General features: G+C 65.6%; 29 protein-coding genes. 25 read left to right on the forward strand and 4 right to left on the reverse strand.

Features of this window, described 5'->3' with window-relative positions:
* Position 1 precedes the first annotated feature (1 nt).
* The 23 genes from rpsS to KHF85_RS04235 all read left to right on the forward strand — a co-directional run bounded on the left by rpsS (position 2) and on the right by KHF85_RS04235 (position 12,378).
* Positions 2-271, forward strand: coding sequence for a 30S ribosomal protein S19 (gene rpsS / locus KHF85_RS04125; RefSeq protein WP_003470666.1), 270 nt, complete (start codon positions 2-4; stop codon positions 269-271).
* A gap of 12 nt (positions 272-283) precedes the next feature.
* Entirely contained in the window at positions 284-619 is a 336-nt protein-coding gene (rplV, locus tag KHF85_RS04130) for a 50S ribosomal protein L22 (RefSeq protein WP_003470663.1), read from the forward strand.
* A 17-nt stretch (positions 620-636) separates the two neighbouring features.
* A complete protein-coding gene (gene rpsC, locus KHF85_RS04135; RefSeq protein ID WP_003470660.1) occupies positions 637-1,371 on the forward strand; it encodes a 30S ribosomal protein S3 in 735 nt (244 codons plus the stop codon).
* Between the two features lie 5 nt (positions 1,372-1,376).
* The gene (gene rplP / locus KHF85_RS04140) at positions 1,377-1,790 is read left to right on the forward strand and encodes a 50S ribosomal protein L16 (RefSeq protein WP_284568625.1); all 414 of its coding nucleotides are present in this window, start codon (positions 1,377-1,379) and stop codon (positions 1,788-1,790) included.
* A complete protein-coding gene (rpmC, locus tag KHF85_RS04145) occupies positions 1,790-1,975 on the forward strand; it encodes a 50S ribosomal protein L29 (RefSeq protein ID WP_003470655.1) in 186 nt (61 codons plus the stop codon). The genes rplP and rpmC overlap by 1 nt, the downstream gene beginning before the upstream one ends.
* 11 nt (positions 1,976-1,986) lie before the next feature.
* Positions 1,987-2,256 (forward strand): 30S ribosomal protein S17, encoded by a 270-nt coding sequence (rpsQ, locus tag KHF85_RS04150; protein WP_064538348.1) that lies wholly within the window; start codon positions 1,987-1,989, stop codon positions 2,254-2,256.
* Between the two features lie 14 nt (positions 2,257-2,270).
* Positions 2,271-2,639 carry a 50S ribosomal protein L14 gene (gene rplN, locus KHF85_RS04155; protein ID WP_002811674.1) on the forward strand — a complete coding sequence of 123 codons (369 nt, stop codon included), beginning with the start codon at positions 2,271-2,273 and terminating at the stop codon, positions 2,637-2,639.
* Between the two features lie 15 nt (positions 2,640-2,654).
* Entirely contained in the window at positions 2,655-2,972 is a 318-nt protein-coding gene (rplX, locus tag KHF85_RS04160; RefSeq protein ID WP_009607346.1) for a 50S ribosomal protein L24, read from the forward strand.
* An 11-nt stretch (positions 2,973-2,983) separates the two neighbouring features.
* The gene (gene rplE, locus KHF85_RS04165; RefSeq protein WP_039007512.1) at positions 2,984-3,526 is read left to right on the forward strand and encodes a 50S ribosomal protein L5; all 543 of its coding nucleotides are present in this window, start codon (positions 2,984-2,986) and stop codon (positions 3,524-3,526) included.
* A 65-nt stretch (positions 3,527-3,591) separates the two neighbouring features.
* Positions 3,592-3,897: a 30S ribosomal protein S14 gene (gene rpsN, locus KHF85_RS04170; protein WP_009607347.1), complete on the forward strand. Its 306-nt coding sequence runs from the start codon at positions 3,592-3,594 to the stop codon at positions 3,895-3,897.
* Between the two features lie 263 nt (positions 3,898-4,160).
* Entirely contained in the window at positions 4,161-4,559 is a 399-nt protein-coding gene (rpsH, locus tag KHF85_RS04175; RefSeq protein ID WP_003470646.1) for a 30S ribosomal protein S8, read from the forward strand.
* A gap of 16 nt (positions 4,560-4,575) precedes the next feature.
* Positions 4,576-5,103, forward strand: a complete 528-nt coding sequence (gene rplF / locus KHF85_RS04180; RefSeq protein ID WP_053838146.1) for a 50S ribosomal protein L6 — start codon at positions 4,576-4,578, stop codon at positions 5,101-5,103.
* 90 nt (positions 5,104-5,193) lie between these two features.
* Positions 5,194-5,553, forward strand: coding sequence for a 50S ribosomal protein L18 (gene rplR / locus KHF85_RS04185; protein WP_003470642.1), 360 nt, complete (start codon positions 5,194-5,196; stop codon positions 5,551-5,553).
* A gap of 157 nt (positions 5,554-5,710) precedes the next feature.
* Positions 5,711-6,256 (forward strand): 30S ribosomal protein S5, encoded by a 546-nt coding sequence (gene rpsE, locus KHF85_RS04190; RefSeq protein WP_064538341.1) that lies wholly within the window; start codon positions 5,711-5,713, stop codon positions 6,254-6,256.
* Positions 6,249-6,440: a 50S ribosomal protein L30 gene (gene rpmD, locus KHF85_RS04195; protein ID WP_003470639.1), complete on the forward strand. Its 192-nt coding sequence runs from the start codon at positions 6,249-6,251 to the stop codon at positions 6,438-6,440. Before rpsE ends, rpmD begins: the two co-directional genes overlap by 8 nt.
* A 6-nt stretch (positions 6,441-6,446) precedes the next feature.
* Positions 6,447-6,890 carry a 50S ribosomal protein L15 gene (gene rplO / locus KHF85_RS04200; protein ID WP_003470637.1) on the forward strand — a complete coding sequence of 148 codons (444 nt, stop codon included), beginning with the start codon at positions 6,447-6,449 and terminating at the stop codon, positions 6,888-6,890.
* Positions 6,891-6,897: 7 nt separating this feature from the next.
* On the forward strand, positions 6,898-8,268 hold the full coding sequence (gene secY, locus KHF85_RS04205) for a preprotein translocase subunit SecY (protein ID WP_003470636.1): 1,371 nt from the start codon (positions 6,898-6,900) through the stop codon (positions 8,266-8,268).
* Between the two features lie 339 nt (positions 8,269-8,607).
* Positions 8,608-8,964, forward strand: coding sequence for a 30S ribosomal protein S13 (gene rpsM / locus KHF85_RS04210; protein WP_003470634.1), 357 nt, complete (start codon positions 8,608-8,610; stop codon positions 8,962-8,964).
* Between the two features lie 9 nt (positions 8,965-8,973).
* Entirely contained in the window at positions 8,974-9,366 is a 393-nt protein-coding gene (gene rpsK / locus KHF85_RS04215) for a 30S ribosomal protein S11 (RefSeq protein WP_284568626.1), read from the forward strand.
* Positions 9,367-9,380: 14 nt separating this feature from the next.
* The gene (rpsD, locus tag KHF85_RS04220) at positions 9,381-10,010 is read left to right on the forward strand and encodes a 30S ribosomal protein S4 (RefSeq protein WP_064538340.1); all 630 of its coding nucleotides are present in this window, start codon (positions 9,381-9,383) and stop codon (positions 10,008-10,010) included.
* Positions 10,011-10,060: 50 nt separating this feature from the next.
* Complete coding sequence (locus KHF85_RS04225) at positions 10,061-11,059, forward strand: DNA-directed RNA polymerase subunit alpha (protein ID WP_003470629.1); 999 nt, start codon at positions 10,061-10,063, stop codon at positions 11,057-11,059.
* A 241-nt stretch (positions 11,060-11,300) separates the two neighbouring features.
* A complete protein-coding gene (rplQ, locus tag KHF85_RS04230; protein WP_064538339.1) occupies positions 11,301-11,687 on the forward strand; it encodes a 50S ribosomal protein L17 in 387 nt (128 codons plus the stop codon).
* A 178-nt stretch (positions 11,688-11,865) separates the two neighbouring features.
* Positions 11,866-12,378, forward strand: a complete 513-nt coding sequence (locus KHF85_RS04235; RefSeq protein WP_064538338.1) for a disulfide bond formation protein B — start codon at positions 11,866-11,868, stop codon at positions 12,376-12,378.
* A gap of 256 nt (positions 12,379-12,634) precedes the next feature.
* Here the strand turns inward: KHF85_RS04235 and KHF85_RS04240 are convergent, their stop codons facing one another.
* Positions 12,635-14,770, reverse strand: a complete 2,136-nt coding sequence (locus KHF85_RS04240; RefSeq protein WP_284568627.1) for a TonB-dependent receptor — start codon at positions 14,768-14,770, stop codon at positions 12,635-12,637.
* A 223-nt stretch (positions 14,771-14,993) separates the two neighbouring features.
* Between KHF85_RS04240 and KHF85_RS04245 the strand changes: the two genes are divergently transcribed.
* Together KHF85_RS04245 and KHF85_RS04250 are read left to right on the forward strand one after the other, a co-directional pair.
* Positions 14,994-16,391: a class II 3-deoxy-7-phosphoheptulonate synthase gene (locus KHF85_RS04245; RefSeq protein WP_284568628.1), complete on the forward strand. Its 1,398-nt coding sequence runs from the start codon at positions 14,994-14,996 to the stop codon at positions 16,389-16,391.
* Between the two features lie 149 nt (positions 16,392-16,540).
* Complete coding sequence (locus tag KHF85_RS04250; RefSeq protein ID WP_284569472.1) at positions 16,541-17,710, forward strand: mechanosensitive ion channel family protein; 1,170 nt, start codon at positions 16,541-16,543, stop codon at positions 17,708-17,710.
* A gap of 440 nt (positions 17,711-18,150) precedes the next feature.
* On the opposite strand, the gene KHF85_RS04255 is transcribed toward KHF85_RS04250, so the two are convergent.
* The 3 genes from KHF85_RS04255 to typA all read right to left on the reverse strand — a co-directional run bounded on the left by KHF85_RS04255 (position 18,151) and on the right by typA (position 22,180).
* Positions 18,151-19,767 carry an amidase gene (locus tag KHF85_RS04255; RefSeq protein WP_284568629.1) on the reverse strand — a complete coding sequence of 539 codons (1,617 nt, stop codon included), beginning with the start codon at positions 19,765-19,767 and terminating at the stop codon, positions 18,151-18,153.
* An 87-nt stretch (positions 19,768-19,854) separates the two neighbouring features.
* Positions 19,855-20,337, reverse strand: a complete 483-nt coding sequence (locus KHF85_RS04260; protein WP_003479613.1) for a DUF2127 domain-containing protein — start codon at positions 20,335-20,337, stop codon at positions 19,855-19,857.
* Positions 20,338-20,350: 13 nt separating this feature from the next.
* A complete protein-coding gene (gene typA, locus KHF85_RS04265) occupies positions 20,351-22,180 on the reverse strand; it encodes a translational GTPase TypA (RefSeq protein ID WP_003470617.1) in 1,830 nt (609 codons plus the stop codon).
* Positions 22,181-22,252 lie beyond the last annotated feature (72 nt).

Genomic DNA, 22,252 nt, shown 5'->3' on the forward strand with positions numbered 1-22,252 from the left:
CATGGCACGTTCACTCAAGAAAGGCCCGTTCGTCGATCACCACCTCGTCAAGAAGGTGGAGGCCGCGGCCGGCAGCAAGCGTCCGATCAAGACCTGGTCGCGTCGCTCGATGATCCTGCCGGAGATGGTGGGTTTCACCATCGCCGTGCACAACGGCAAGAACCACGTTCCGGTGCTGGTCAACGAGAACATGGTCGGCCACAAGCTCGGCGAATTTGCCGTCACCCGGACCTTCAAGGGTCACGGTGGCGACAAGAAGTCGAGCCGGTAAGGAGAGATGACGATGGAAGCGAAAGCAATCCTGCGCACTGCGCGCATCTCCCCGCAGAAGGCCCGCCTGGTCGCCGACCAGGTGCGCGGTCTTTCCGCCGAGCGGGCGGTCAACCTGCTGAAGTTCTCGGATAAGAAGGCTGCCCACCTGATCAAGAAGGTGGTGGAGTCGGCGATCGCCAATGCCGAGAACAACCAGGGCGCGGATGTCGACGAGCTGAAGGTCAAGACCATCATGGTTGATGAAGGTCCGACCCTGAAGCGTTTCATGGCGCGGGCGAAAGGCCGCGGTACCCGCATCCTCAAGCGCACCAGCCACATCACTGTGGTTGTGGGCGCCGCCAAGTAAGCGGAAAGGAAAAGACGATGGGTCATAAAGTTCATCCGATTGGAATCCGCCTGGGTGTCTCCAAGGACTGGAATTCCAAGTGGTACGCCAACAAGGGCGAGTTCGCCGGTTACCTGGCAGCCGACCTCAAGGTCCGTGAAATGCTGCGCAAGAAGTTGGCGCAGGCGGGCATCAGCAAGATCCTGATCGAGCGTCCGGCCAAGACCGCACGCGTGACGATCCACACCGCCCGTCCGGGCGTGGTGATCGGCAAGCGCGGTGAGGACATCGAGAAGCTGCGCAAGGAAGTGAGCGAGATGATGGGCGTCCCCGCCCACATCAACGTCACCGAAGTGCGCAAGCCGGAGCTGGATGCGCAGCTGGTCGCCGAGTCGATCGCGCAGCAGCTGGAGCGTCGCATCATGTTCCGCCGCGCGATGAAGCGCTCGGTCGGCAACGCGATGCGCCTGGGTGCCCTGGGCATCAAGGTCAACGTCGCCGGCCGCTTGAACGGTGCGGAAATCGCCCGTTCCGAGTGGTACCGCGAGGGCCGCGTGCCGCTGCATACGCTGCGTGCCGACATCGACTATGGCTTCGCTGAAGCCAAGACCACCTACGGCATCATCGGCATCAAGGTGTGGATCTACAAGGGCGAGATCTTCGATTTCTCCCAGGTTGGCCAGGAAAAGCAGGACGATTCCCCGCGCAACGATCGTAACGATCGCGGCGACCGCGGTGACCGTCCGTCGCGTCCGGCTCGTGAAGCGAGGTAACGGCAATGTTGCAACCCAAGCGAACCAAATACCGCAAGATGCACAAGGGCCGTAACGACGGCCTGGCATGGAGCGGCAACGCCGTCAGCTTCGGCGAGTACGGTCTGAAGGCCACCGCGCACGGTCAGCTGACCGCGCGCCAGATCGAAGCGGCGCGCCGCTCGATCAGCCGCTACGTCAAGCGCTGCGGCAAGATGTGGATCCGCGTGTTCCCGGACAAGCCGATCACCAAGAAGCCGATCGAAGTGCGAATGGGCTCCGGTAAGGGCAACGTCGAGTACTGGGTCGCCCAGATCCAGCCCGGTCGCATGATCTATGAAATCGAAGGCGTCGGCGAAGATATCGCGCGCGAGGCGTTCCGCCTGGCCGCTGCCAAGCTTTCGGTGACCACCACCTTCGTGACCCGGACGGTACGCTGATGGACATCAAACAACTCCGCGAGAAGTCGGCTGACGATTTGAAGGCCCATCTGACCGATCTGCGCAAGGAGCAGTTCGCCCTGCGCATGCAGCAGGTCACCGGGCAGCTGCCGAAGACCCACGAAACCCGCCGGGTGCGCCGCGAGATTGCTCGCGTGAAGCACCTGATCGGCAGCACGAAGTAAGGATGGCCGCCATGAGCGACACTAACGAAAGCAAGACGCTGCGCACGGTCGAAGGCCGCGTCGTCAGCAACAAGATGGACAAGACGGTCACCGTGCTGGTGGAACGCCAGGTCAAGCACCCGCTGTACGGCAAGTACATCAAGCGCTCGTCCAAGCTCCACGCCCACGACGCCGACAATGCCTGCAACGAAGGCGATGTCGTGCGCGTGACCGAGATTGCGCCGCTGTCCAAGACCAAGAACTGGCGGGTGGTTGAAATCGTCACCCGTTCGGCCGACTAAGGGAGATCTGAATCATGATCCAGATGCAGAGCTACCTCGATGTCGCCGATAACTCCGGTGCCAAGGAAGTGATGTGCATCAAAGTGCTCGGCGGCTCCAAGCGCCGCTACGCGCGCATTGGCGACATCATCAAGGTCACCGTCAAGGACGCGATCCCGCGCGGCAAGGTCAAGAAGGGCGAGGTCTACGACGCCGTCGTGGTGCGTACCCGCAAGGGTGTGCGTCGTCCCGACGGTTCGCTGATCCGCTTCGACGGCAACGCTGCGGTATTGCTCAACAACAAGCAGGAGCCGATCGGCACACGCATTTTCGGGCCTGTTACCCGCGAGCTGCGTTCCGAGAAGTTCATGAAGATCGTCTCGCTCGCTCCTGAAGTGCTGTGAGCGGAGGACATACACATGGCTAACCGTATCAAGAAGGGCGACCAGGTCGTCGTCACTACCGGCAAGGACAAGGGCAAGCAGGGCGAAATCGTCCGCGTCGACGGCGATCGCGTGATCGTCTCCAACGCGAACATCGTCAAGCGCCACACCAAGCCGAACCCGCAGGCAGGCGTTGCCGGCGGCGTGGTCGAGCGTGAAGCGTCGATCCATATCTCCAACGTGGCGATCGTCAACCCGGCAACGGGCAAGGGCGAGCGCGTTGGCTTCAAGGTGCTGGAGGATGGACGCAAACTGCGTGTGTTCCGCTCCAGCGGTGAGGCGCTCGACGCCTGAGGAATGACACAATGAATTCCCGTCTCGAAAAGATCTACAAGGAAGAAGTGGTACCGGCTCTGATGAAGAAGTTCGGTTACACCAATCCGATGCAAGTGCCGAAGCTGGTCAAGGTCACCCTGAACATGGGCGTGGGCGAGGCGGCGACGAACAAGAAGATCCTGGAAAACGCCGTGGCCGACATGGCCAAGGTTTCCGGCCAGAAGCCGGTGGTCACCAAGTCGCGTATCTCGGTGGCGTCGTTCAAGATCCGCGATGGTTGGCCGATCGGCTGCAAGACCACGCTGCGTCGCTCCAAGATGTACGAGTTCCTGGACCGCCTGATCAACATCTCGCTGCCGCGCGTGCGCGACTTCCGTGGTGTGTCCGGTCGTTCGTTCGACGGTCGCGGCAACTTCAACATGGGCGTGAAGGAACAGATCATCTTCCCGGAAATCGACTTCGACGCCGTCGATGCGATCCGCGGTATGGATATCGCCATCACCACCACCGCCAAGACCGACGCCGAAGCGAAGGCGCTGCTCGAAGCGTTCAAGTTCCCGTTCCGCAATTAACGATCGTTCCTGATCAAGAGCCCGGCCATCCATGGCCGGACTTTCTAATTCGAAAAGGCATCGAAATGGCAAAGACCTCCATGGTCAACCGCGACATCAAGCGGAAGAAGCTGGCGAAGAAGTTCGCCGACAAGCGCGACGCGCTGAAGAAGATCATCTCCGCCGACAGCTCGTCGTACGACGAGAAGGCCGAGGCGGTGGTCAAGCTGCAGAAGCTGCCGCGCGATTCCTCGCCGTGCCGTCATCGCACCCGTTGCGAGCTGTCCGGTCGTCCGCGCGCCGTGTACCGCAAGTTCGGCCTCGGCCGCAACATGCTGCGCAAGGCGACGATGAACGGCGACGTGCCGGGCCTGCGCAAGGCCAGCTGGTAACAGCCGGCTGTCCCGGCTCCGTTCGCGGAGCCCGGGGCAGGGCGGTCGCCCGCCCGCGTGCTGTTCAGTCAACGAGTCCGACGCAAGTCGGACTTTTTGTCGTATAATCCCGCTCCTTGCCTGCGCCTGGCAGGTTGGGTTGCGGCAAACAGGCCCTGGCCTTCTCCAGGACGCCCCACGCTTCACATCACCGCGTCATTCCACAGTTACACATCACAAGATTTTCGCGAAAGCGGATATCGGTGCACTCAAAGGTAGACACCATGAGCATGACTGATCCCATCGCCGACCTGCTGGTCCGCATCAAGAATGCGGCCGCGGTTGGCAAGCCGACGGTGAAAATGCCGTCCTCCAAGATCAAGGTTGCGATCGCAGAAGTGCTGAAGGCCGAAGGCTACATCGGCGACCTGCGCGTCAACCCGATCGAGAACAACAAGTCCGAACTGGAAATCGTGCTGAAGTATTTCGAGGGCCGTCCGGTCATCGATACGCTCAAGCGCGTGTCCCGTTCGGGTCTGCGTCAGTATCGCGGTAAGGCCGAACTGCCGAAGGTTCTCGGCGGCCTGGGCGTTGCCATCATTTCCACGTCCAAGGGCATCATGACCGATGCGCAGGCCCGTCAGGCCGGCGTCGGTGGCGAAGTCCTGTGCTTCGTGGCCTAAGGGAAGGAGTAAGTAAATGTCCCGCGTAGCCAAGAAGCCGATTTCCCTCCCGAAGGGCGTCGAACTGAATGTCCAGCCCGAGCTGGTGAGCGTCAAGGGCCCGAAGGGCACCCTGTCGTTGATCAAGCCCGCTGGCGTCGAAATCAAGCAGGAAGACGGTGTCGCCACGCTGTCGGCCAACGACCCGTCGCAGATCGCCATCACCGGCACCGTCCGCGCGATCCTGGCGAACATGGTGCACGGCGTGTCCGAAGGCTTCGAGCGCAAGCTCGAGCTGGTCGGTGTCGGTTACCGTGCCACGATGCAGGGCAAGGACCTGAGCCTGGCGCTCGGTTTCTCGCACCCCGTCCTGTTCACGGCGCCGGAAGGCATCACCCTGGCCACCCCGACTCAGACCGAGATCGTGGTGCAGGGCGCCGACAAGCAGCGCGTCGGCGAAGTCGCCGCCAAGATCCGCGGTTTCCGTCCGCCGGAGCCCTACAAGGGCAAGGGTGTGAAGTACGCCGGTGAAGCCATCATTCGCAAGGAAGCCAAGAAGGCATAACGCAGGCTCTTCTGCGACGAGCCCTGCCATCCATGGCCGGAGTCTTCAACGCAAAAGCCTGTTTTCCTTCAGCTTCCGTAGGACATAGACATGACCATCAACAAGAACATCGCCCGCCTGCGCCGCGCCAAGTCGACCCGTGCGCACATCCGCGAACTCGGCGTCGCGCGCCTGTCGGTGCTGCGCACCGGCCAGCACCTGTACGCGCAGGTCTTCACTGCCGACGGCTCCAAGGTGATCGCTGCGGCGAACACCCTGCAGGCCGACGTCAAGGACGGCCTGAAGAGCGGCAAGAACAGCGAGGCGGCCGTCAAGGTCGGCAAGCTGATCGCCGAGCGCGCCAAGGCTGCGGGCATCGAGAAGGTCGCCTTCGACCGCTCGGGCTACCGCTACCACGGCCGCATCAAGGCGCTGGCCGACGCCGCGCGCGAAGGCGGCCTGCAGTTCTGATCCTTGCGGGTGCGGCGTCCACGCCGCGCCCGACCTGCCGATGCGGGCCGCATCGGACCTTGGCGCGCCTTGTGCGCGCGTCCGGGGAACACGGTTCCAGTCAACAACTACAAGCGGCATGCAAGCCGTAAATCTTTCAACTACCAAGGAATACACAATGGCTGAAGAACAGCGTGCACCGCGGGGTCGTGATCGCGACCGCAACCGCGAAGAGAAAGTCGACGACGGCATGATCGAAAAGCTGGTCGCGGTCAACCGCGTCAGCAAGACGGTCAAGGGCGGTCGCCAGTTCACCTTCACCGCGCTGACCGTGGTCGGCGACGGCAACGGCAAGATCGGCTTCGGTTACGGCAAGGCGCGCGAAGTGCCGGTCGCGATCCAGAAGTCGATGGAATATGCGCGCAAGGGCATGCTCAACATCGATCTGAACAACGGCACCCTGTGGCACGCGGTGAAGTCCGGCCACGGCGCGGCGCGCGTGTTCATGATGCCGGCGTCGGAAGGTACCGGCGTCATCGCCGGCGGCGCGATGCGCGCCGTGCTGGAAGCGGTCGGGGTCAAGAACGTGCTGGCCAAGGCCGTCGGTTCGCGCAACCCGATCAATCTGGTGCGCGCCACGCTGCGCGGCCTGGAAGACATGCAGTCGCCGTCGCGCATCGCGGCCAAGCGCGGCAAGAAGGTGGAGGAACTCACTCATGGCTAATGCGTCCAACAAGACGGTGAAGGTGCGCCTGGTGCGCGGCCTTCGTGGTACCCAGTCGCGTCACCGCCTGTCGGTGCGCGCGCTGGGCCTGAACAAGCTCAACGATGTGCGTGAACTGAAGGACAGCCCGCAGGTGCGGGGCCTGATCAACAAGGTTCACTACCTCGTCCAGGTTGAGGAGTAAGCGACCATGACTTTGCATCTGAATGATCTGAAGCCCGCCGAAGGCGCGCGTACCGAGCGTACCCGCGTCGGTCGCGGCATCGGTTCGGGCCTGGGCAAGACCTGCGGGCGCGGCCACAAGGGTTCGTTCGCGCGCAAGGGCGGCGGCAAGATCAAGGCCGGCTTCGAAGGCGGCCAGACCCCCATGCAGCGCCGTCTGCCGAAGATAGGCTTCCGTTCCAAGATGGCCAAGGACACTGCCGAAGTGCTGTCCTACCAGCTCGACAACCTGCCGGAAGGCGAGATCGATTTCGCCGCGCTGCGCGCTGCCAAGCTGGTCCCGAGCACCGCGAAGAAGGCCAAGGTCGTCCTCAAGGGCGAGCTGAGCAAGAAGTTCGTGCTCAAGGGAATCGCCGCGACCGCTGGTGCCAAGGCGGCAATCGAAGCTGCCGGCGGCAGCGTGCAGGAGTAACACGCAGATGGCGCAGGCTGGCATGGGTAACCTCGGCGGCGGGCTTGGCAAGTTCACGGAACTTCGCCAGCGCCTGTTGTTCGTTCTCGGCGCGTTGATCGTCTACCGCATCGGCTGCTACGTGCCGGTGCCGGGCGTCAATCCCGAAGCCATGCTTGCGCTGATGCAGGCGCAGGGCGGCGGCATCGTGGACATGTTCAACATGTTCTCGGGCGGCGCCCTGCACCGTTTCAGCATCTTCGCGCTGAACGTGATGCCGTACATCTCGGCATCGATCGTGATCCAGCTGGCCACGCACATCTTCCCGTCGCTGAAGGCGATGCAGAAGGAGGGCGAGTCCGGCCGGCGCAAGATCACCCAATATTCGCGCATCGGCGCGGTGTTGCTGGCGGTGGTGCAGGGCGGCAGTATCGCGCTGGCGCTGCAGAACCAGACGGCACCGGGCGGTGCGCCGGTCGTGTATGCGCCGGGCATGGGCTTCGTGCTCACCGCGGTGATCGCGCTGACCGCCGGCACCATCTTCCTGATGTGGGTCGGCGAGCAGGTCACCGAGCGCGGCATCGGCAACGGCGTGTCGCTGATCATCTTTGCCGGCATCGTCGCCGGCCTGCCGGCGGCGTCGATCCAAACCGTGGAAGCCTACCGCGACGGCAACATGAGTTTCATCTCGCTGTTGCTGATCGTGTTGACCATTCTCGCCTTCACCCTGTTCGTGGTGTTCGTCGAGCGCGGGCAGCGGCGCATCACGGTGAACTACGCGCGGCGCCAGGGCGGCCGCAACGCGTACATGAACCAGACCTCGTTCCTGCCGCTGAAGCTGAACATGGCGGGCGTGATTCCGCCGATCTTCGCCTCGAGCATCCTCGCCTTCCCGGCGACGCTGTCGATGTGGTCGGGGCAGGCCGCGTCCAACAGCACCTTCGGCAGCGTGCTGCAGCGCATCGCCAATGCCCTCGGGCCGGGCGAGCCGGTGCACATGATCGTGTTCGCCGCGTTGATTATCGGTTTCGCGTTCTTCTATACCGCTCTGGTGTTCAATTCGCAGGAAACCGCGGATAACCTGAAGAAGTCCGGCGCGCTGATTCCGGGCATCCGTCCGGGCAAGGCCACGGCCGATTACGTCGACGGCGTGCTGACCCGGCTGACCGCCGCTGGCTCGCTGTACCTGGTGATCGTGTGCCTGCTGCCGGAAATCATGCGCACGCAGCTCGGCACCTCGTTCCATTTCGGCGGCACCTCGCTGCTGATCGCGGTCGTGGTGGTGATGGACTTCATCGCGCAGATCCAGGCGCACCTGATGTCGCACCAGTACGAAAGCCTGTTGAAGAAGGCCAACCTCAAGGGTGGCTCGCGCGGCGGCGGTTTCGCCCGCGGTTGATTGCTATAATTTGACTTCCTTCCGCGAAGACGCCTCGGTTCCCGGGCGCAGTCTTCCGACTTGAAGGGCGGCCCATGCAGCGGTCTCGTGCGTGGGTGCGACGTGGTGGTCCTGCGCTGGAGTAGCGCGGGCGGCCGAGGTGGATCCTCACCTCGGCCAACGACGTCCGGCGCCGGAGCATGGGCACACTCCCCATGCCGGGCTTGCGGAACCGAAAGGTTCCACGGGCTTCCATGTAACCCGAGACCTTGCTAGACTTACAAGTTCACTTTTTGATCCATCCTGCCGGATGGCGCTGTAGTGCGCCGTCGGGCCATCACTCAGTTGGAGAACCGCGTCATGGCGCGTATTGCAGGCGTCAACCTGCCAGCCCAGAAGCACGTCTGGGTCGGGTTGCAAAGCATTTTCGGCATCGGCCGTACCCGTTCGAAGAAGGTCTGCGAAGCCGCAGGCGTGACCTCGAGCACCAAGATCCGTGACCTGTCCGAACCGGAAATCGAGCGCCTGCGCCTCGAAGTCGGCAAGTACATCGTCGAAGGCGACCTGCGTCGCGAAGTGGGCATCGCCATCAAGCGACTGATGGACCTGGGCTGCTACCGCGGCCTGCGTCATCGTCGTGGCCTGCCGCTGCGTGGTCAGCGCACCCGCACCAACGCCCGCACCCGCAAGGGCCCGCGCAAGGCGATCAGGAAGTAAGGGACAGACATGGCTAAGCCCGCAGCAACAAAGACCAAGAAGAAGATCAAGCGCGTCGTCACCGACGGCGTCGCCCACGTCCACGCTTCGTTCAACAACACCATCGTGACCATCACCGACCGTCAGGGCAATGCATTGTCCTGGGCGACCTCCGGTGGCGCCGGTTTCCGCGGTTCGCGCAAGTCCACGCCGTTCGCGGCGCAGGTTGCCGCCGAGAAGGCCGGGCGCGCTGCGCTCGACTACGGCGTGAAGTCGCTGGAAGTGCGCATCAAGGGCCCGGGTCCGGGTCGCGAGTCCGCCGTCCGTTCGTTGAACAACGTCGGATACAAGATCACCAACATCATCGACGTGACGCCTATCCCGCACAACGGGTGCCGTCCGCCGAAGAAGCGTCGCGTCTAAAGGAGCGATAAGAAATGGCTCGTTATATCGGTCCTACCTGTAAGCTCGCGCGCCGTGAAGGCGCCGATCTTTCCCTCAAGAGCCCGGCGCGTGCGCTGGACTCCAAGTGCAAGCTGGAGCAAAAGCCCGGCCAGCACGGCGCGACCGCCCGCAAGGGCAAGCTGTCCGACTACGCCACCCAGCTGCGCGAAAAGCAGAAGGTCAAGCGTATCTACGGTCTGCTGGAGCGTCAGTTCCGCAACTACTACAAGAAGGCCTCGACCAAGAAGGGCAACACCGGCGAGAACCTCCTGCAGCTGCTGGAAACCCGCCTGGACAACGTCGTCTATCGCATGGGCTTCGCCGTCACCCGTCCGGCCGCGCGCCAGCTGGTGTCGCACCGTGGCGTGATGGTCAACGGCAAGTCGGTGAACCTGGCCTCGTACCAGGTCAAGGCCGGCGACGCGATCACCCTGTCGGAGAAGGCGCAGAAGCAGCTTCGCGTGCAGGAAGCGCTGACCGTTGCCGAAACGCACGACCTGAACCCGTCCTGGGTCGAGGTCGATTCGAAGAAGTTCAGCGGCATCTTCAAGGCCGTGCCGGATCGTGCGGACCTGCCTGCTGACATCAACGAAGCGCTGATCGTCGAGTTGTATTCGAAGTAATCACATTGGAGAGCCTCCGGCAACGGAGGCTCGTCAGGAGAACCCGCAACATGACGGTTACCGCCAACCAGGTTCTGCGCCCCCGTGGGCCGCAGATCGAACGCCTTACCGACAACCGCGCCAAGGTCGTAATCGAGCCCTTGGAGCGCGGGTATGGGCATACGCTGGGCAATGCCCTGCGTCGCGTGCTGTTGTCCTCGATCCCCGGCTTCGCGATCACCGAAGTCGAGATCGACGGCGTGCTGCACGAGTACACCACGGTCGAAGGGCTGCAGGAGGACGTGCTGGATGTCCTGCTCAACCTCAAGGACGTGGCCATCCGCATACATACGGGTGACAGCGCCACGCTGTCGCTGTCCAAGCAGGGTCCGGGCACGGTCACTGCCGCCGACATCAAGACCGACCACAACGTCGAGATCCTCAACAACGACCACGTGATCTGCCACCTGACCAAGGATATGGCGATCAACATGCGTCTGAAGATCGAGCGTGGCTTCGGCTACCAGCCGGCCGCCGCGCGTCGCCGTCCGGACGAGGAAACCCGCACCATCGGTCGCCTGATCCTGGATGCGTCGTTCTCGCCGGTGCGTCGCGTCGCCTACGCGGTCGAATCGGCGCGCGTCGAGCAGCGCACCGACCTGGACAAGCTGGTCCTGGACATCGAGACCAACGGCACGATCGATGCCGAGGAAGCCGTGCGCACCGCCGCCGACATCCTCAGCGATCAGCTGTCGGTGTTCGGCGACTTCACCCATCGCGACCGTGGCGCGGCCAAGCCGGCCAGCAACGGCGTGGATCCGGTGCTGCTGCGTCCGATCGACGATCTGGAACTGACCGTGCGTTCGGCCAACTGCCTGAAGGCCGAGAGCATCTACTACATCGGCGATCTGATCCAGAAGACCGAAGTGGAACTGCTCAAGACCCCGAACCTCGGCAAGAAGTCGCTGACCGAGATCAAGGAAGTGCTGGCCCAGCGTGGCCTGTCGCTCGGCATGAAGCTGGAGAACTGGCCGCCGGCCGGCGTCGCCCAGCACGGCATGCTCGGCTAAGCACGCGTACCTGGCCGATGCCGCACTGGCATCGGCCACGGACGCTGCCTGTCCGCGCACGCACGGGCGCCCTTGCGGCGACTCGCGCAGCATCAAACGCACCATTACGTCGACGGGTCGCTAAGCCCGCGGCGTTGTCCGGTCAAGGACGGCCGGCTCGGACCATCCGCAGTCCATTGTTCAACGCCAGGACGGCGACAGCGATCTCCAGCAGTTTCAACTTTCCATAGGAATCAAGACCATGCGTCACCAGAAATCCGGCCGCAAGTTCAACCGCACCAGCGCCCATCGCAAGGCGATGTTTTCCAATATGGCGGCCTCGCTGTTCAAGCACGAGCTGATCAAGACCACCTTGCCGAAGGCCAAGGAACTGCGTCGCGTCGCCGAGCCGCTGATCACCATCGCCAAGATCGATGGGGTTGCCAACCGCCGTCTGGCCTTCTCTCGCCTGCGCGACAAGGAAGCGGTGGGCAAGCTGTTCGTCGAGCTGGGTCCGCGTTACCAGTCGCGTCCGGGTGGCTACCTGCGCATCCTGAAGTGCGGCTTCCGCGCCGGCGACAACGCGCCGATGGCGTACGTGGAGCTGGTCGATCGCCCGACCGCGATCGCCGAAGAAGTAGCCGAGTAACTCCGGTCCGCACCGCGTCAGCAAGAAGCCCGGCATGTCCGGGCTTTTTTGCGTCTGGGGGCGGCGGTTTGCGCCGCGCACCGGCCGCCGCGTTCGCTGCACCCAAGGACGCACGGCACATGGTGGCGAGGCGGGCGATGGCGGATAATGCGTGGACCGTTCATGTGAGCCCGACCCGATGAACCCGTTACGCTGGAGTTTCCGCGCGCAGTTCCTGTTCGGCTTTCTGATCTGTGCCGGGCTGTTGGGCTATGCGATCTACGTGCAGCTGCAGCTCGGGATCGAGCCCTGTCCGCTGTGCATCTTCCAGCGCATCGCGTTCGCCGCGCTGGGCCTGCTGTTCCTGCTCGGCGCCTTGCACGGGCCGGCACGCAGCGGTGGGCGCAAGGTGTATGGCGTGCTGACGTTTCTGGCCGCGGCCATCGGCGCCGGCATCTCCACCAAGCACGTGTCGGTGCAGCTGTTTCCCGATCCGATGGCCTCCTGCGGTCCGCCGCTGAGCTTCCTGCGCGAGACGCTGGGGCCGTTCGAGGTGCTGCGCCGGGTGCTGACCGGGACCGGCGACTGCGGCAACATCGACTGGCGCTTTCTCGGCCTGTCGATGCCGATGTGGTGTCTGATCTGCTTCGTGGCGCTGGCGCTGTACGCGCTGTATGCCGGGTTCAAGGCACGGCGGCGTTCGCTGCACTGAGATTCGGGCGCTACGCGCCTTGCCGTCGGCCGGGAGCGAGCCGCCCTTGTAGGAGCGACTTCAGTCGCGACAGGCGCCATCGGTAAGACCCTGTCGCGGCTGAAGCCGCTCCTACATGGTTGCTGTAGGCGGTAAACGGATGGCGTGAATCCGCGGGCAGCGGTGGTGCAGCCGCTGTGAACGATCGCTGCGCTGTGCACCCCATCCATGCATCCAGGCCGGCCCGTCGCGGGCGCGGCCTGGCTGCGTAGCGGCCTCAGAAATCCTGCTGCAGGCTCAGGTAGACGCCGCGGCGCGGCGCCCATTGCGGGGCGAACACGCCGATGCCGCCGCCGTCGCGCAGCTGGTAGGCGCGATCGAGCACATTGAGCACCGCCACCTGCGCGTGCAGCGGATGCGCGCCGAGCGCGAAGTCGTGGCCGGCGCTGAGGTTCAACTGGAAGTACGACGGCAGCTCGCCGCCATTGGGCACGGTGTCGGTATCGGTGCGCAGACCGCTGCCGAACAGGTAGTTGGCGCCGATCCGGCTGGCGTCGTCGATCGCGTAGCTGATGCCGCCGGACGAGGTGAACTTCTGGTCGTGGTCCAGGTGGATCCAGTTGTCGTAGGCGTAGGCCAGCGCGTCCGGATCGAAGTTGTACAGGCTGGTCATGACCCGCTTGCCCATCGCCTTGCTGTAGGCGACGTTGAAGTAGGCGGTGACCGGGCCGTTGTCGTAGTCGGCGCTGAACTCGGCGCCGCGGATGCGGCCGTAGCGGTAATTGAACGTGGAATAGATGTAGGCGGCGCCGAACTGGCCTTCGTCCTGCAGGCGGTCGGCCTTGCGGTAGTAGGTGTCCAGGCCCAGGGTCAGGTGCTCGTTGACCACCTGCGAAATGCCCATGTCGTAGTAGTCGCTTCGCTCGCTCAGCGGCGTGGTCGCGCCGCCGGCGGTGGACTGCTGGTTGGTGGTGCCGTCGTACAGGGCGATGTCGCTGGTGGAGATCAGTTCGCTGGCCGGCGGGGTGAAGTAGCGCGCATAGCCGGCGTGCACGATGGTGTCGGCGCTGGCCTGCCAGACCACGCCCAGGCGCGGGCTGAGCTGGCCTTCGGTGGTGCCGAACGCCTTGTAGCGGTCGCCGCGCACGCCGTAGTTCACGGTCCAGTCGTCGCCGATCTTCCATTCGTCCTGCAGGTACAGCGCGTAGGTGCTGGCGTGGAAGCGGCTGGCGTCGGGGATGAAGATCGGCGCGTTGCCGCTCTGGTTGCCGTCGGCATCGGCCGGGAACACGTAGGAGTTGTTGCTGGCGACGGCATGCTCGAAGTTGCCGTACACGCCGTAGCGCAAGGTGTGCGCGTCGCCGAGCGGGGTGGAGAAGTCGGCCTGCACGGTGTTGGCGCGGTTGCTGCGGTCCACCTGCGAGGCAACGCCGTTGAAGATCAGGTCGCCGGCGATGTCGGGCGAGAACGCGACGCTGCTGTAGCGCTGCCCGGCCGACAGCTGATAGCTGGTGGCGCCGAGCGAACCCTGCAGCACCAGGGTGCCGAAGCGGGTGTTCTCGCGCTGGTTCTCGTCGAGCCTGGACGAGTCGAAGTCGGTCGTGCCCAGGTAATCGAACGCCGGCGTTTGCCCGGGATTGTTCGGGATCTGGAAGCGGTTGTTGGCGTAGCCGACCAGCAGGCTGAGCCGGGTGTTCTCGTCGATCAGGTAGCTGAGGTCTGCGAAGCCTTTGCCCTGGTGGGTCTTGTCGTGCTCGGGATTGCGGCTGTCGACCGGATTCTCCAGACCGAGCTTGTTCTGCTCGTAGTCGCCGGTGACGAACCAGCTCCAGCGGCCGCTGCTGCCCCACCAGGAGGCGTTCGGATTGAGCGTGCCGTAGGAGCCAGCGGTGATGCCGACGCTGCCGCCGTTGCCCAGTTCCACGCCGCTCTTGGTGGTGATGTCCACCACCGCCGCGGTGCGCTCGCCGAACTGCGCCGGCAGCGCGCCGTCGAGCAGCTTGATGCTCTTGATCGTGCGCGGGTCCAGGCTCTGGCCGAAACCGGAAATGGATTCGGGGATCAGCACGCCGTTGATGCGGTACTGCAAATTGGCGTGGTCGCCGCGCACGTGGATGCCGCCGTAGGAATCCTGGACCACGCCCGGGGCCTGCAGCAGTACCTGGTTGAGCGGGGTGGAGGCGCCCAGCGGCAAGCGCTCGATGTCCTCGGCGGTGATCGCGTACTGGCTGCTGCCGATGTCCGGCGACAGCGCGTTGCGTGCCGCCTCCAGCTTGGCGGTGACGGTGACCGCATCCAGGTCGGTGGTGCGCTGGGCGCCGGCATCGGCGCTGGCGGCATCGGCGGCGAGTGCGAAGCCGGGGGCGGCCAGCAGGACGAGGGCGATGGCGGCGGAAAGGGGGCGGGGCGTCATGGCGTAGGCGAGACCTGGAATGGAAGGGATGCAAATCTGTAATGTAATAACATTCTACTTTCGCGGCGGCGCTGGCGTAGGTCGGAAGTCATGGCTGGCTTGCGTGCTTTGCCTGGCGTTCATGTCCCGGCGTCGGTTGCGGCCACGGCTGCGCGCGCGTCACGTAGTGCTTTGCGTCGCGGCCAGGCTCTGCGAACATCGCAGGTTGCCAAGGAGTCCTTTCATGAATCTGTCCGTCCCCGCCGCCGCGCCCGAATCCACCCAGCCGTCCTGGGCGCCTGCCAGTTGGCGCGGCAAACCCGCGCTGCAGATGCCGGTGTATCCGGACGCGCAGGCGCTGGAGGCGACGCTGGGCGAATTGCGCCGCCTGCCGCCGCTGGTCACTTCATGGGAGATCTTCGCGCTGAAGAAGCAGCTGGCCGAGGCGCAGGAAGGCAAGCGTTTCCTGCTGCAGGGCGGCGATTGCGCGGAGAACTTCAGCGATTGCGAGTCCGGCACGATCTCCAACCGGCTCAAGGTGCTGCTGCAGATGAGCCTGGTGCTGGTGCACGGCCTGCGCCTGCCGGTGGTGCGGGTGGGGCGTTACGCCGGCCAGTACGCCAAGCCGCGCTCGGCCGATACCGAAACGCGCGATGGGGTGACCCTGCCCAGCTACCGCGGCGACGTGGTCAACGGCCCGGAGTTCACCGCGCAGGCGCGCGTGCCCGATCCGCGGCGGATGATCACCGCGCACTCGCGTTCGGCGATGACGATGAACTTCGTGCGTGCGCTGATCGATGGCGGCTTCGCCGACCTGCACCATCCCGAGTACTGGAACCTGAGCTGGGTCGGCTATTCGCCGCTGGCCGAGGACTACCAGAAGATGGTGTCCTCGATCGGCGATGCGGTGCGCTTCATGGAGACGCTGTCCGGCGCGCAGCTGTACAACCTCAACCGGGTCGATTTCTACACCTCGCACGAAGCGCTGCTGCTGCCGTACGAGGAAGCGCTGACCCGCGAGGTGCCGCGGCAGTGGGGCTGGTTCAACCTCAGCACGCACTATCCGTGGATCGGCATGCGCACCGCGGCGCTGGACGGCGCGCACGTGCAATATTTCCGCGGCATCCGCAACCCGATCGCGATCAAGGTCGGGCCGTCGGCGCAGCCGGACCAGTTGCTGCGCCTGATCGACGTGCTCAATCCCGAGGACGAACCGGGCCGGCTGACCTTCATCCACCGCATGGGCGCGGCGCAGATCGCGCAGAAGCTACCGCCGCTGCTGGACGCGGTGAAGCGCGACGGCCGCCGCGTGCTGTGGGTATGCGATGCGATGCACGGCAATACCGAGAGCACCAGCAACGGCTACAAGACGCGGCGCTACGCCAACGTGCTGGGCGAGGTGGAGCAGTCGTTCGACATCCATGCCGCAGCCGGCACGCGGCTGGGCGGCGTGCACCTGGAACTGACTGGCGAAGACGTCACCGAATGCACCGGCGGCGCGCGCGAACTGACCGAGCGCGACCTGGAGCGGGCCTACCGCTCCAGCGTGGATCCGCGCCTGAACTACGAGCAGTCGCTGGAGATCGCGCTGGCGATCGTGCGCAAGCAGAACGGGCGTATCGTGCCGCTGACGACGGACTGAGGCCGCGCCGACGCCCGGCGCACGCAACCCACGCGTTGCCTGCGCCGGGCGCGCGGCTGGCGCGCGCATCGCGCCGCTCGACATCGCGCTCATACCCGCTTTGCCACACTGTCGCGCCTCCTCCCCCCTTCAAGGAGCGCATCTTGAACCTGGATCTCCAATGGATCCTGTGGCGCAATTACACGCTGCCGATCGGCGCCGCGGTGGTGCTCGGCTTCCTCGCCTGGTGGCTGTTGCTGCGCATCGCGCAGCGCATGCGCGGTCGCGACTACCGGCGCGCGCGCATCGTGCGCGTGCTCAGCGTGCCGATGGCGTTCCTGCTGCCGATGCTGATGCTCAGTTTCGCGCTGGAATCCACGCCGCTGGAGCCGCGCGCGCTGACCGACCTGCAGCACCTGCTGCACATCGGCATGATCGGCTGCGTGACCTGGCTGCTGGTACGCGGCGCCGCCGCGCTGGAAGCGGCGATCCTGCGCAGTTATCCGATCGAAGTGGCCGACAATCTGGCCGCGCGCCGCATCCAGACCCAGACCCGGGTGCTGGCGCGCGTGGCGATGGGCACGATCATCCTGCTCGGCACCTCGGTGGTGCTGCTGACCTTCCCGGCAGTGCGGCAGATCGGCACCACGCTGCTGGCCTCGGCCGGCATCATCGGCCTGGTCGCCGGCATCGCCGCCAAGCCGGTGTTCGGCAACCTGATCGCCGGCCTGCAGATCGCCTTGACCCAGCCGATCCGGCTCGACGACGTGGTCATCGTCGAAGGCGAGTGGGGCCGTATCGAGGAGATCGGCAGTTCCTACGTGGTGGTGCGGATCTGGGACGAGCGGCGCATGGTGGTGCCGTTGACCTGGTTCATCGAGAACCCGTTCCAGAACTGGACGCGCAGCAGCGCCGACCTGCTCGGCACCGCGTTCCTGTGGCTGGACTACCGCACGCCGATGCCGCAGCTGCGCGCCGAGCTGGAGCGGATCTGCAAGAGCGAGCCGCTGTGGGATGGCCGCGTCTGCGTGACCCAGGTGACCGAGACCAGCGAGAGCACGATCCAGGTGCGCCTGCTGGTCAGTGCGCGCAACTCCGGCGATGCGTTCGACCTGCGCTGCATCGTGCGCGAGCGGATGATCGATTTCCTGACCCGCGAACATCCGTATGCCTTGCCGAGGATGCGTGCGGAGATCGCTTCGGACACCGCGCGCGCGGCACCGCGGCCGCCATCGACCACCAGCGACTCGGCGGCGATGCGCTCGCCCGGCGCCGAGGATGGCGCACCGGCGGTGACAGGGGTGCAGGATCCGGACGCGCCGCGGCCGGATACGGCATAGCGCTGCGTTTGTGCCGTATCGTCGTGCTGCGGCAGGCGCCTGCCGCGCCCGTGCGTTGCTGCGGGCGCATCGCTCGCAGGCAATGCACCAGGCAACGCAACCTGCAGGAGCCATTGTCAGCCGCGACCGGCGAAGTGGTGCATTGCCCGAACGGTCATGCAGTCGGGACTGAAGTCCCTCCCACAAAAGAGCTCGTGGCGCGACTGGGCTGCGGATGCCCTTGTGGGAGCGACTTCAGTCGCGACGAGCGTAGCGGCGGGCCTTCCGGCTTCGGAAGTTGTCGTGGCTGCAGCCGCTCCCGCAGTGCACCCACCCGGCTATCCGCAGGCCGTTGTAGGAGCGGCTTCAGCCGCGACAGGCACCTTCGGAAAGTTCCGGTCGCGGCTGAAGCCGCTCCTACAGGCCTTCTGTTGTTGGCGCCCGTTGCGGTGCTACCCGCTTTACGGATGTTGCTTAGCCTGCGGCAGCGTCGGCAAGAACATCGGCGGCGTGCGCGCACGGCTGCGCTGTTCGTAGGCGTAGCCGAGTTCGATCAGCCGCGGTTCGCTCCAGGCACTGCCGAGGAACACCAATCCCAGCGGCAGGCCGTCGCTGGCGCCCATCGGCACGGTCAGGCTGGGATAGCCGGCGACCGCCGCTGCGCCATAGCTGGCGCCGGGAAAATCGTCGCCATGGAGCGGGTCGGTCTTCCAGGCGCGGCCGGTGCTCGGGGCGATCAGCGCATCCAGCCGCTGCGCGCGCAGGGCGGCGTCGATGCCATCGGGGCCAGCGAGGCGTTTGGCTTGCGCACGCGCCGCCAGGTAGGCCGGGTCGTCGAGGCCGCGGGTGGCCTGCGCCTGTTCGAACAAGGCCTGATCGAAGTGCGCCAGCTCGGTGTCGGCATGCGCGCGGTTGAACGCGATCAGCTGCGCCAGGGTGCGCAGCGGCGCTGCGCGCGTGGCGAGATAGCGCTCCAGCCCGGCCTTGAATTCGGTCAGCAACACGCGCAGTTCGGCGGCGTCCCATTGCCCGGCGCCAGGGATCCGCGCAGCGACCACGGTGGCGCCGGCCGCGCGCAGCGTGGCGACCGCGCGCGCCTGCGCCGCGGCGATATCCGCGCTCTGCGTCAGCGGCGAGGGCAGCAGGCCGATGCGCGCACCGCGCAGCGCGTCGCCGCGCAGGTGCATGCGGTAGTCGTAGCCGGAGGGGCGCGGTGCCGCGGCGGTGGCCGGATCGGCCGTGTCGGGCGCGGCCAGCACGCTCAGCAGCGTCGCGGCGTCGGCGACGCTGCGGGTCATCGGTCCGGCCGTGTCCTGGCTGGCGGAGATCGGGATGATGCCGTCGCGGCTGACCAGGCCGACGGTCGGTTTCAGTCCGACCAGGCCGTTCACCGCGGCCGGGCAGACGATGCTGCCGTCGGTCTCGGTGCCGATGCCGGCCGCGGCCAGGTTCGCCGACACCGCCACGCCGGTGCCGGCGCTGGAGCCGCAGGGATTGCGGTCCAGCACGTACGGATTGCGCGTCTGCCCGCCGCGCGCGCTCCAACCCGAACTGGATTTGCTGGAGCGGAAGTTGGCCCACTCGCTGAGGTTGCTCTTGCCCAGGATCACCGCGCCGGCCTGGCGCAGGCGCTGCACCAGGAAGGCGTCGTGCGGCGGATGGAACTCGGCCAGCGCCAGCGAGCCGGCCGAGTTGGCCATCGGCCGCGCATCGATGTTGTCCTTGAGCACCAGCGGGATGCCGTGCAGCGGGCCGCGCAGATGCCCGGCGCGGCGTTCGGCGTCCAGTTGCCGCGCTTCGTCCAGCGCCTGCGGATTGCGCTCGATGAGCGCGTGTAGCGCCGGTCCTCGCCGGTCCAGCGCGTCGATCCGCTGCAGGTAGGCCGCGGTCAGGCCGGCGCTGTCGAGCGTGCCGCGCGCCATCTGCGCCTGCAGCGTGGCGATGTCGGCTTCGGCATGGGCGAACGTGGCCGGCGCAGGCGAGGTCGCGGTGGTGTCGGACAGTGCGGTCTCGGGCAGGGCGGCGTGTCGGCAGCCGGCGAGGGCGCCGCACAGCAACAGGGCGGGCAGCAGACGCATCGGCACAGTCCCCGGGAGTCGTTCCCCAGGAGGCTACGCAGCGCTATGCGGATTGGCAAACCGGTGCGGGCGCCTGCGCGCAGACGCTCAGAGGGCAGGACGCCGCCGGCGCCGGACCAGGTCGCGGGCCAGGATGCCGACCACGGCCAGATTGATCGCCAGGACCGCCCAGGACGCCCAGCCGGGATGGCGCACGATCGCGTAGATGTCGAACGGCAGATAGATCGCGGCAGAAACGCAGCCGAGCATCGATGCCCAGGCCTTGGCGCGCCACAGGCCCCAGGCTTCGACGATGTGCAGCACGCCGTAGGCGAGCATGCCGGCGGCGGCCAGGTGCACCGCGCCGGGATTGATCATGGTGAGCAGCGACGGCAGCGCGCCGTGCTCCGGGTCCAGGCTGAAACGCACGATCAGCCGGCCCACTGCCGCACGCAGCGGCAGCGGGCCCATCAGTTCCAGGCCCGTGGCCGCGAGCACCGCCAGCAGGCCCTTGCCGGCCTCCAGCAGTGCGATCAGGTGCAGGCCCGGATGCGCATGCGGATCCGGGTTGTACGCCTTCTTGCTGGCCACGGGAACTTGGCGATCAGCCGCCGCGACCGGCGCGCTTGCGATCGCTTTCGGTCAGGAACTTCTTGCGCAGGCGGATTTCCTTCGGGGTGACTTCGACCAGCTCGTCGTCCTCGATGAAGTCCAGCGCCTGTTCCAGCGTGTACTTGATCGCCGGGGTCAGCTTGATCGCATCGTCCTTGCCCGAGGCGCGCATGTTGGTCAGCGGCTTGGTCTTGATCGCGTTGACGGTCAGATCGTTGTCCTTGGAGTGGATACCGATCAGCTGGCCTTCGTACACGTTGTCGCCTTCGGCGGCGAACAGGCGGCCACGCTCTTCCAGCGGCCCCAGCGAGTAGGCGGGGGTGGCGCCGGCGGCGTTGGCGATCATCACGCCGTTCTGGCGCTTGGCGATGGCGCCCTGTTCCTTCGGGCCGTAATGGTCGAACACGTGGAACAGCAGGCCCGAGCCCTGGGTCAGGGTGCGGAACTCGTTCTGGAAGCCGATCAGGCCACGCGCCGGGATCATGTAGTCCAGGCGCACGCGGCCCTTGCCGTCCGGCTCCATGTTCTTCAGCTGGCCCTTGCGCACGCCCAGCTTTTCCATCACGCCGCCCTGGTGCTGCTCTTCGATGTCCACCACCAGCTGCTCGACCGGCTCCATCAGCTTGCCGTCGATTTCCTTGACGATGACTTCCGGGCGCGACACGGCCAGTTCGAAGCCTTCGCGGCGCATGTTCTCGATCAGCACCGACAGGTGCAGCTCGCCGCGGCCGGAGACCAGGAACTTGTCCGGGTCGGATCCTTCCTCGACCTTCAGCGCGACGTTGTGCAGCGTCTCGCGCTCCAGGCGCTCGCGGATCTGGCGGCTGGTGATGAACTTGCCGCCGCTGTGTTCCTTGCTGCCGGCGAACGGCGAGTTGTTGACCTGGAAGGTCATCGAGATGGTCGGCTCGTCCACGGTCAGCGCCGGCAGCGCTTCCGGGGTATCGAGCGCGCAGATGGTGTCGGAGATGCTCATGTCGGCCACGCCGGAGATGGCGACGATGTCGCCGGCCTCGGCCTCTTCCACTTCCACCCGCTCCAGGCCCATGAAGCCCAGCACCTGCAGGATCTTGCCCTGGCGCTTCTTGCCTTCGCGGTCGACGATGCTGACCGGCATGTTCTTCTTGACCTTGCCGCGCTGGATGCGGCCGATGCCGATCAGGCCGACGAAGTTGTTGTAGTCCAGCTGGCTGATGCGCATCTGGAACGGGCCGTCCGGGTCCACCTGCGGCGGTGCCACGTGCTTCATGATCGCTTCGTACAGCGGGGTCATGTCGCCTTCGCGGGCGCTGTCGTCCAGGCTCGCGTAGCCGTGCAGCGCCGAGGCGTAGACGATCGGGAAATCGAGCTGCTCATTGGTCGCGCCGAGCTTGTCGAACAGGTCGAACACCTGGTCGATCACCCAGTCCGGACGTGCGCCCGGACGGTCGATCTTGTTGACCACCACGATCGGCTTGAAGCCCATCGCGAAGGCCTTCTGGGTCACGAAGCGGGTCTGCGGCATCGGCCCGTCCATCGCGTCGACCAGGATCAGCACCGAGTCCACCATCGACAGCACGCGTTCCACTTCGCCGCCGAAGTCGGCGTGTCCGGGGGTGTCGACGATGTTGATGCGGTTGCCCTGCCAGGTGATGGCCGTGTTCTTGGCCAGGATCGTGATGCCACGCTCCTTTTCCTGATCGTTGCTGTCCATCACGCGCTCGGCCAGCACGGTGCGCTCGGAGAGGGTGCCGGACTGCTTCAGCAGGCAGTCGACGAGGGTGGTCTTGCCATGATCGACGTGGGCGACGATGGCGATATTGCGAAGATTTTCGATGGACATGCGAAAGGGGGCCAACCGGCGCCAGAAAGGAAGGAGAGTAAGCCCGCTATTATACCTGCATCCCGGCGCGCC

The organism is Xanthomonas graminis pv. graminis (assembly GCF_030168915.1).
Classification (GTDB): domain Bacteria; phylum Pseudomonadota; class Gammaproteobacteria; order Xanthomonadales; family Xanthomonadaceae; genus Xanthomonas_A; species Xanthomonas_A translucens.

What these genes read in the sequence shown, in the direction of transcription:
- rpsS (WP_003470666.1), top strand. Translation starts at nt 2, where the DNA reads ATGGCACGTTCACTCAAGAAAGGCCCGTTCGTCGATCACCACCTCGTC.
- rplV (WP_003470663.1), top strand. Translation starts at nt 284, where the DNA reads ATGGAAGCGAAAGCAATCCTGCGCACTGCGCGCATCTCCCCGCAGAAG.
- rpsC (WP_003470660.1), top strand. Translation starts at nt 637, where the DNA reads ATGGGTCATAAAGTTCATCCGATTGGAATCCGCCTGGGTGTCTCCAAG.
- rplP (WP_284568625.1), top strand. Translation starts at nt 1,377, where the DNA reads ATGTTGCAACCCAAGCGAACCAAATACCGCAAGATGCACAAGGGCCGT.
- rpmC (WP_003470655.1), top strand. Translation starts at nt 1,790, where the DNA reads ATGGACATCAAACAACTCCGCGAGAAGTCGGCTGACGATTTGAAGGCC.
- rpsQ (WP_064538348.1), top strand. Translation starts at nt 1,987, where the DNA reads ATGAGCGACACTAACGAAAGCAAGACGCTGCGCACGGTCGAAGGCCGC.
- rplN (WP_002811674.1), top strand. Translation starts at nt 2,271, where the DNA reads ATGATCCAGATGCAGAGCTACCTCGATGTCGCCGATAACTCCGGTGCC.
- rplX (WP_009607346.1), top strand. Translation starts at nt 2,655, where the DNA reads ATGGCTAACCGTATCAAGAAGGGCGACCAGGTCGTCGTCACTACCGGC.
- rplE (WP_039007512.1), top strand. Translation starts at nt 2,984, where the DNA reads ATGAATTCCCGTCTCGAAAAGATCTACAAGGAAGAAGTGGTACCGGCT.
- rpsN (WP_009607347.1), top strand. Translation starts at nt 3,592, where the DNA reads ATGGCAAAGACCTCCATGGTCAACCGCGACATCAAGCGGAAGAAGCTG.
- rpsH (WP_003470646.1), top strand. Translation starts at nt 4,161, where the DNA reads ATGAGCATGACTGATCCCATCGCCGACCTGCTGGTCCGCATCAAGAAT.
- rplF (WP_053838146.1), top strand. Translation starts at nt 4,576, where the DNA reads ATGTCCCGCGTAGCCAAGAAGCCGATTTCCCTCCCGAAGGGCGTCGAA.
- rplR (WP_003470642.1), top strand. Translation starts at nt 5,194, where the DNA reads ATGACCATCAACAAGAACATCGCCCGCCTGCGCCGCGCCAAGTCGACC.
- rpsE (WP_064538341.1), top strand. Translation starts at nt 5,711, where the DNA reads ATGGCTGAAGAACAGCGTGCACCGCGGGGTCGTGATCGCGACCGCAAC.
- rpmD (WP_003470639.1), top strand. Translation starts at nt 6,249, where the DNA reads ATGGCTAATGCGTCCAACAAGACGGTGAAGGTGCGCCTGGTGCGCGGC.
- rplO (WP_003470637.1), top strand. Translation starts at nt 6,447, where the DNA reads ATGACTTTGCATCTGAATGATCTGAAGCCCGCCGAAGGCGCGCGTACC.
- secY (WP_003470636.1), top strand. Translation starts at nt 6,898, where the DNA reads ATGGCGCAGGCTGGCATGGGTAACCTCGGCGGCGGGCTTGGCAAGTTC.
- rpsM (WP_003470634.1), top strand. Translation starts at nt 8,608, where the DNA reads ATGGCGCGTATTGCAGGCGTCAACCTGCCAGCCCAGAAGCACGTCTGG.
- rpsK (WP_284568626.1), top strand. Translation starts at nt 8,974, where the DNA reads ATGGCTAAGCCCGCAGCAACAAAGACCAAGAAGAAGATCAAGCGCGTC.
- rpsD (WP_064538340.1), top strand. Translation starts at nt 9,381, where the DNA reads ATGGCTCGTTATATCGGTCCTACCTGTAAGCTCGCGCGCCGTGAAGGC.
- KHF85_RS04225 (WP_003470629.1), top strand. Translation starts at nt 10,061, where the DNA reads ATGACGGTTACCGCCAACCAGGTTCTGCGCCCCCGTGGGCCGCAGATC.
- rplQ (WP_064538339.1), top strand. Translation starts at nt 11,301, where the DNA reads ATGCGTCACCAGAAATCCGGCCGCAAGTTCAACCGCACCAGCGCCCAT.
- KHF85_RS04235 (WP_064538338.1), top strand. Translation starts at nt 11,866, where the DNA reads ATGAACCCGTTACGCTGGAGTTTCCGCGCGCAGTTCCTGTTCGGCTTT.
- KHF85_RS04240 (WP_284568627.1), bottom strand. Translation starts at nt 14,770, where the DNA reads ATGACGCCCCGCCCCCTTTCCGCCGCCATCGCCCTCGTCCTGCTGGCC.
- KHF85_RS04245 (WP_284568628.1), top strand. Translation starts at nt 14,994, where the DNA reads ATGAATCTGTCCGTCCCCGCCGCCGCGCCCGAATCCACCCAGCCGTCC.
- KHF85_RS04255 (WP_284568629.1), bottom strand. Translation starts at nt 19,767, where the DNA reads ATGCGTCTGCTGCCCGCCCTGTTGCTGTGCGGCGCCCTCGCCGGCTGC.
- typA (WP_003470617.1), bottom strand. Translation starts at nt 22,180, where the DNA reads ATGTCCATCGAAAATCTTCGCAATATCGCCATCGTCGCCCACGTCGAT.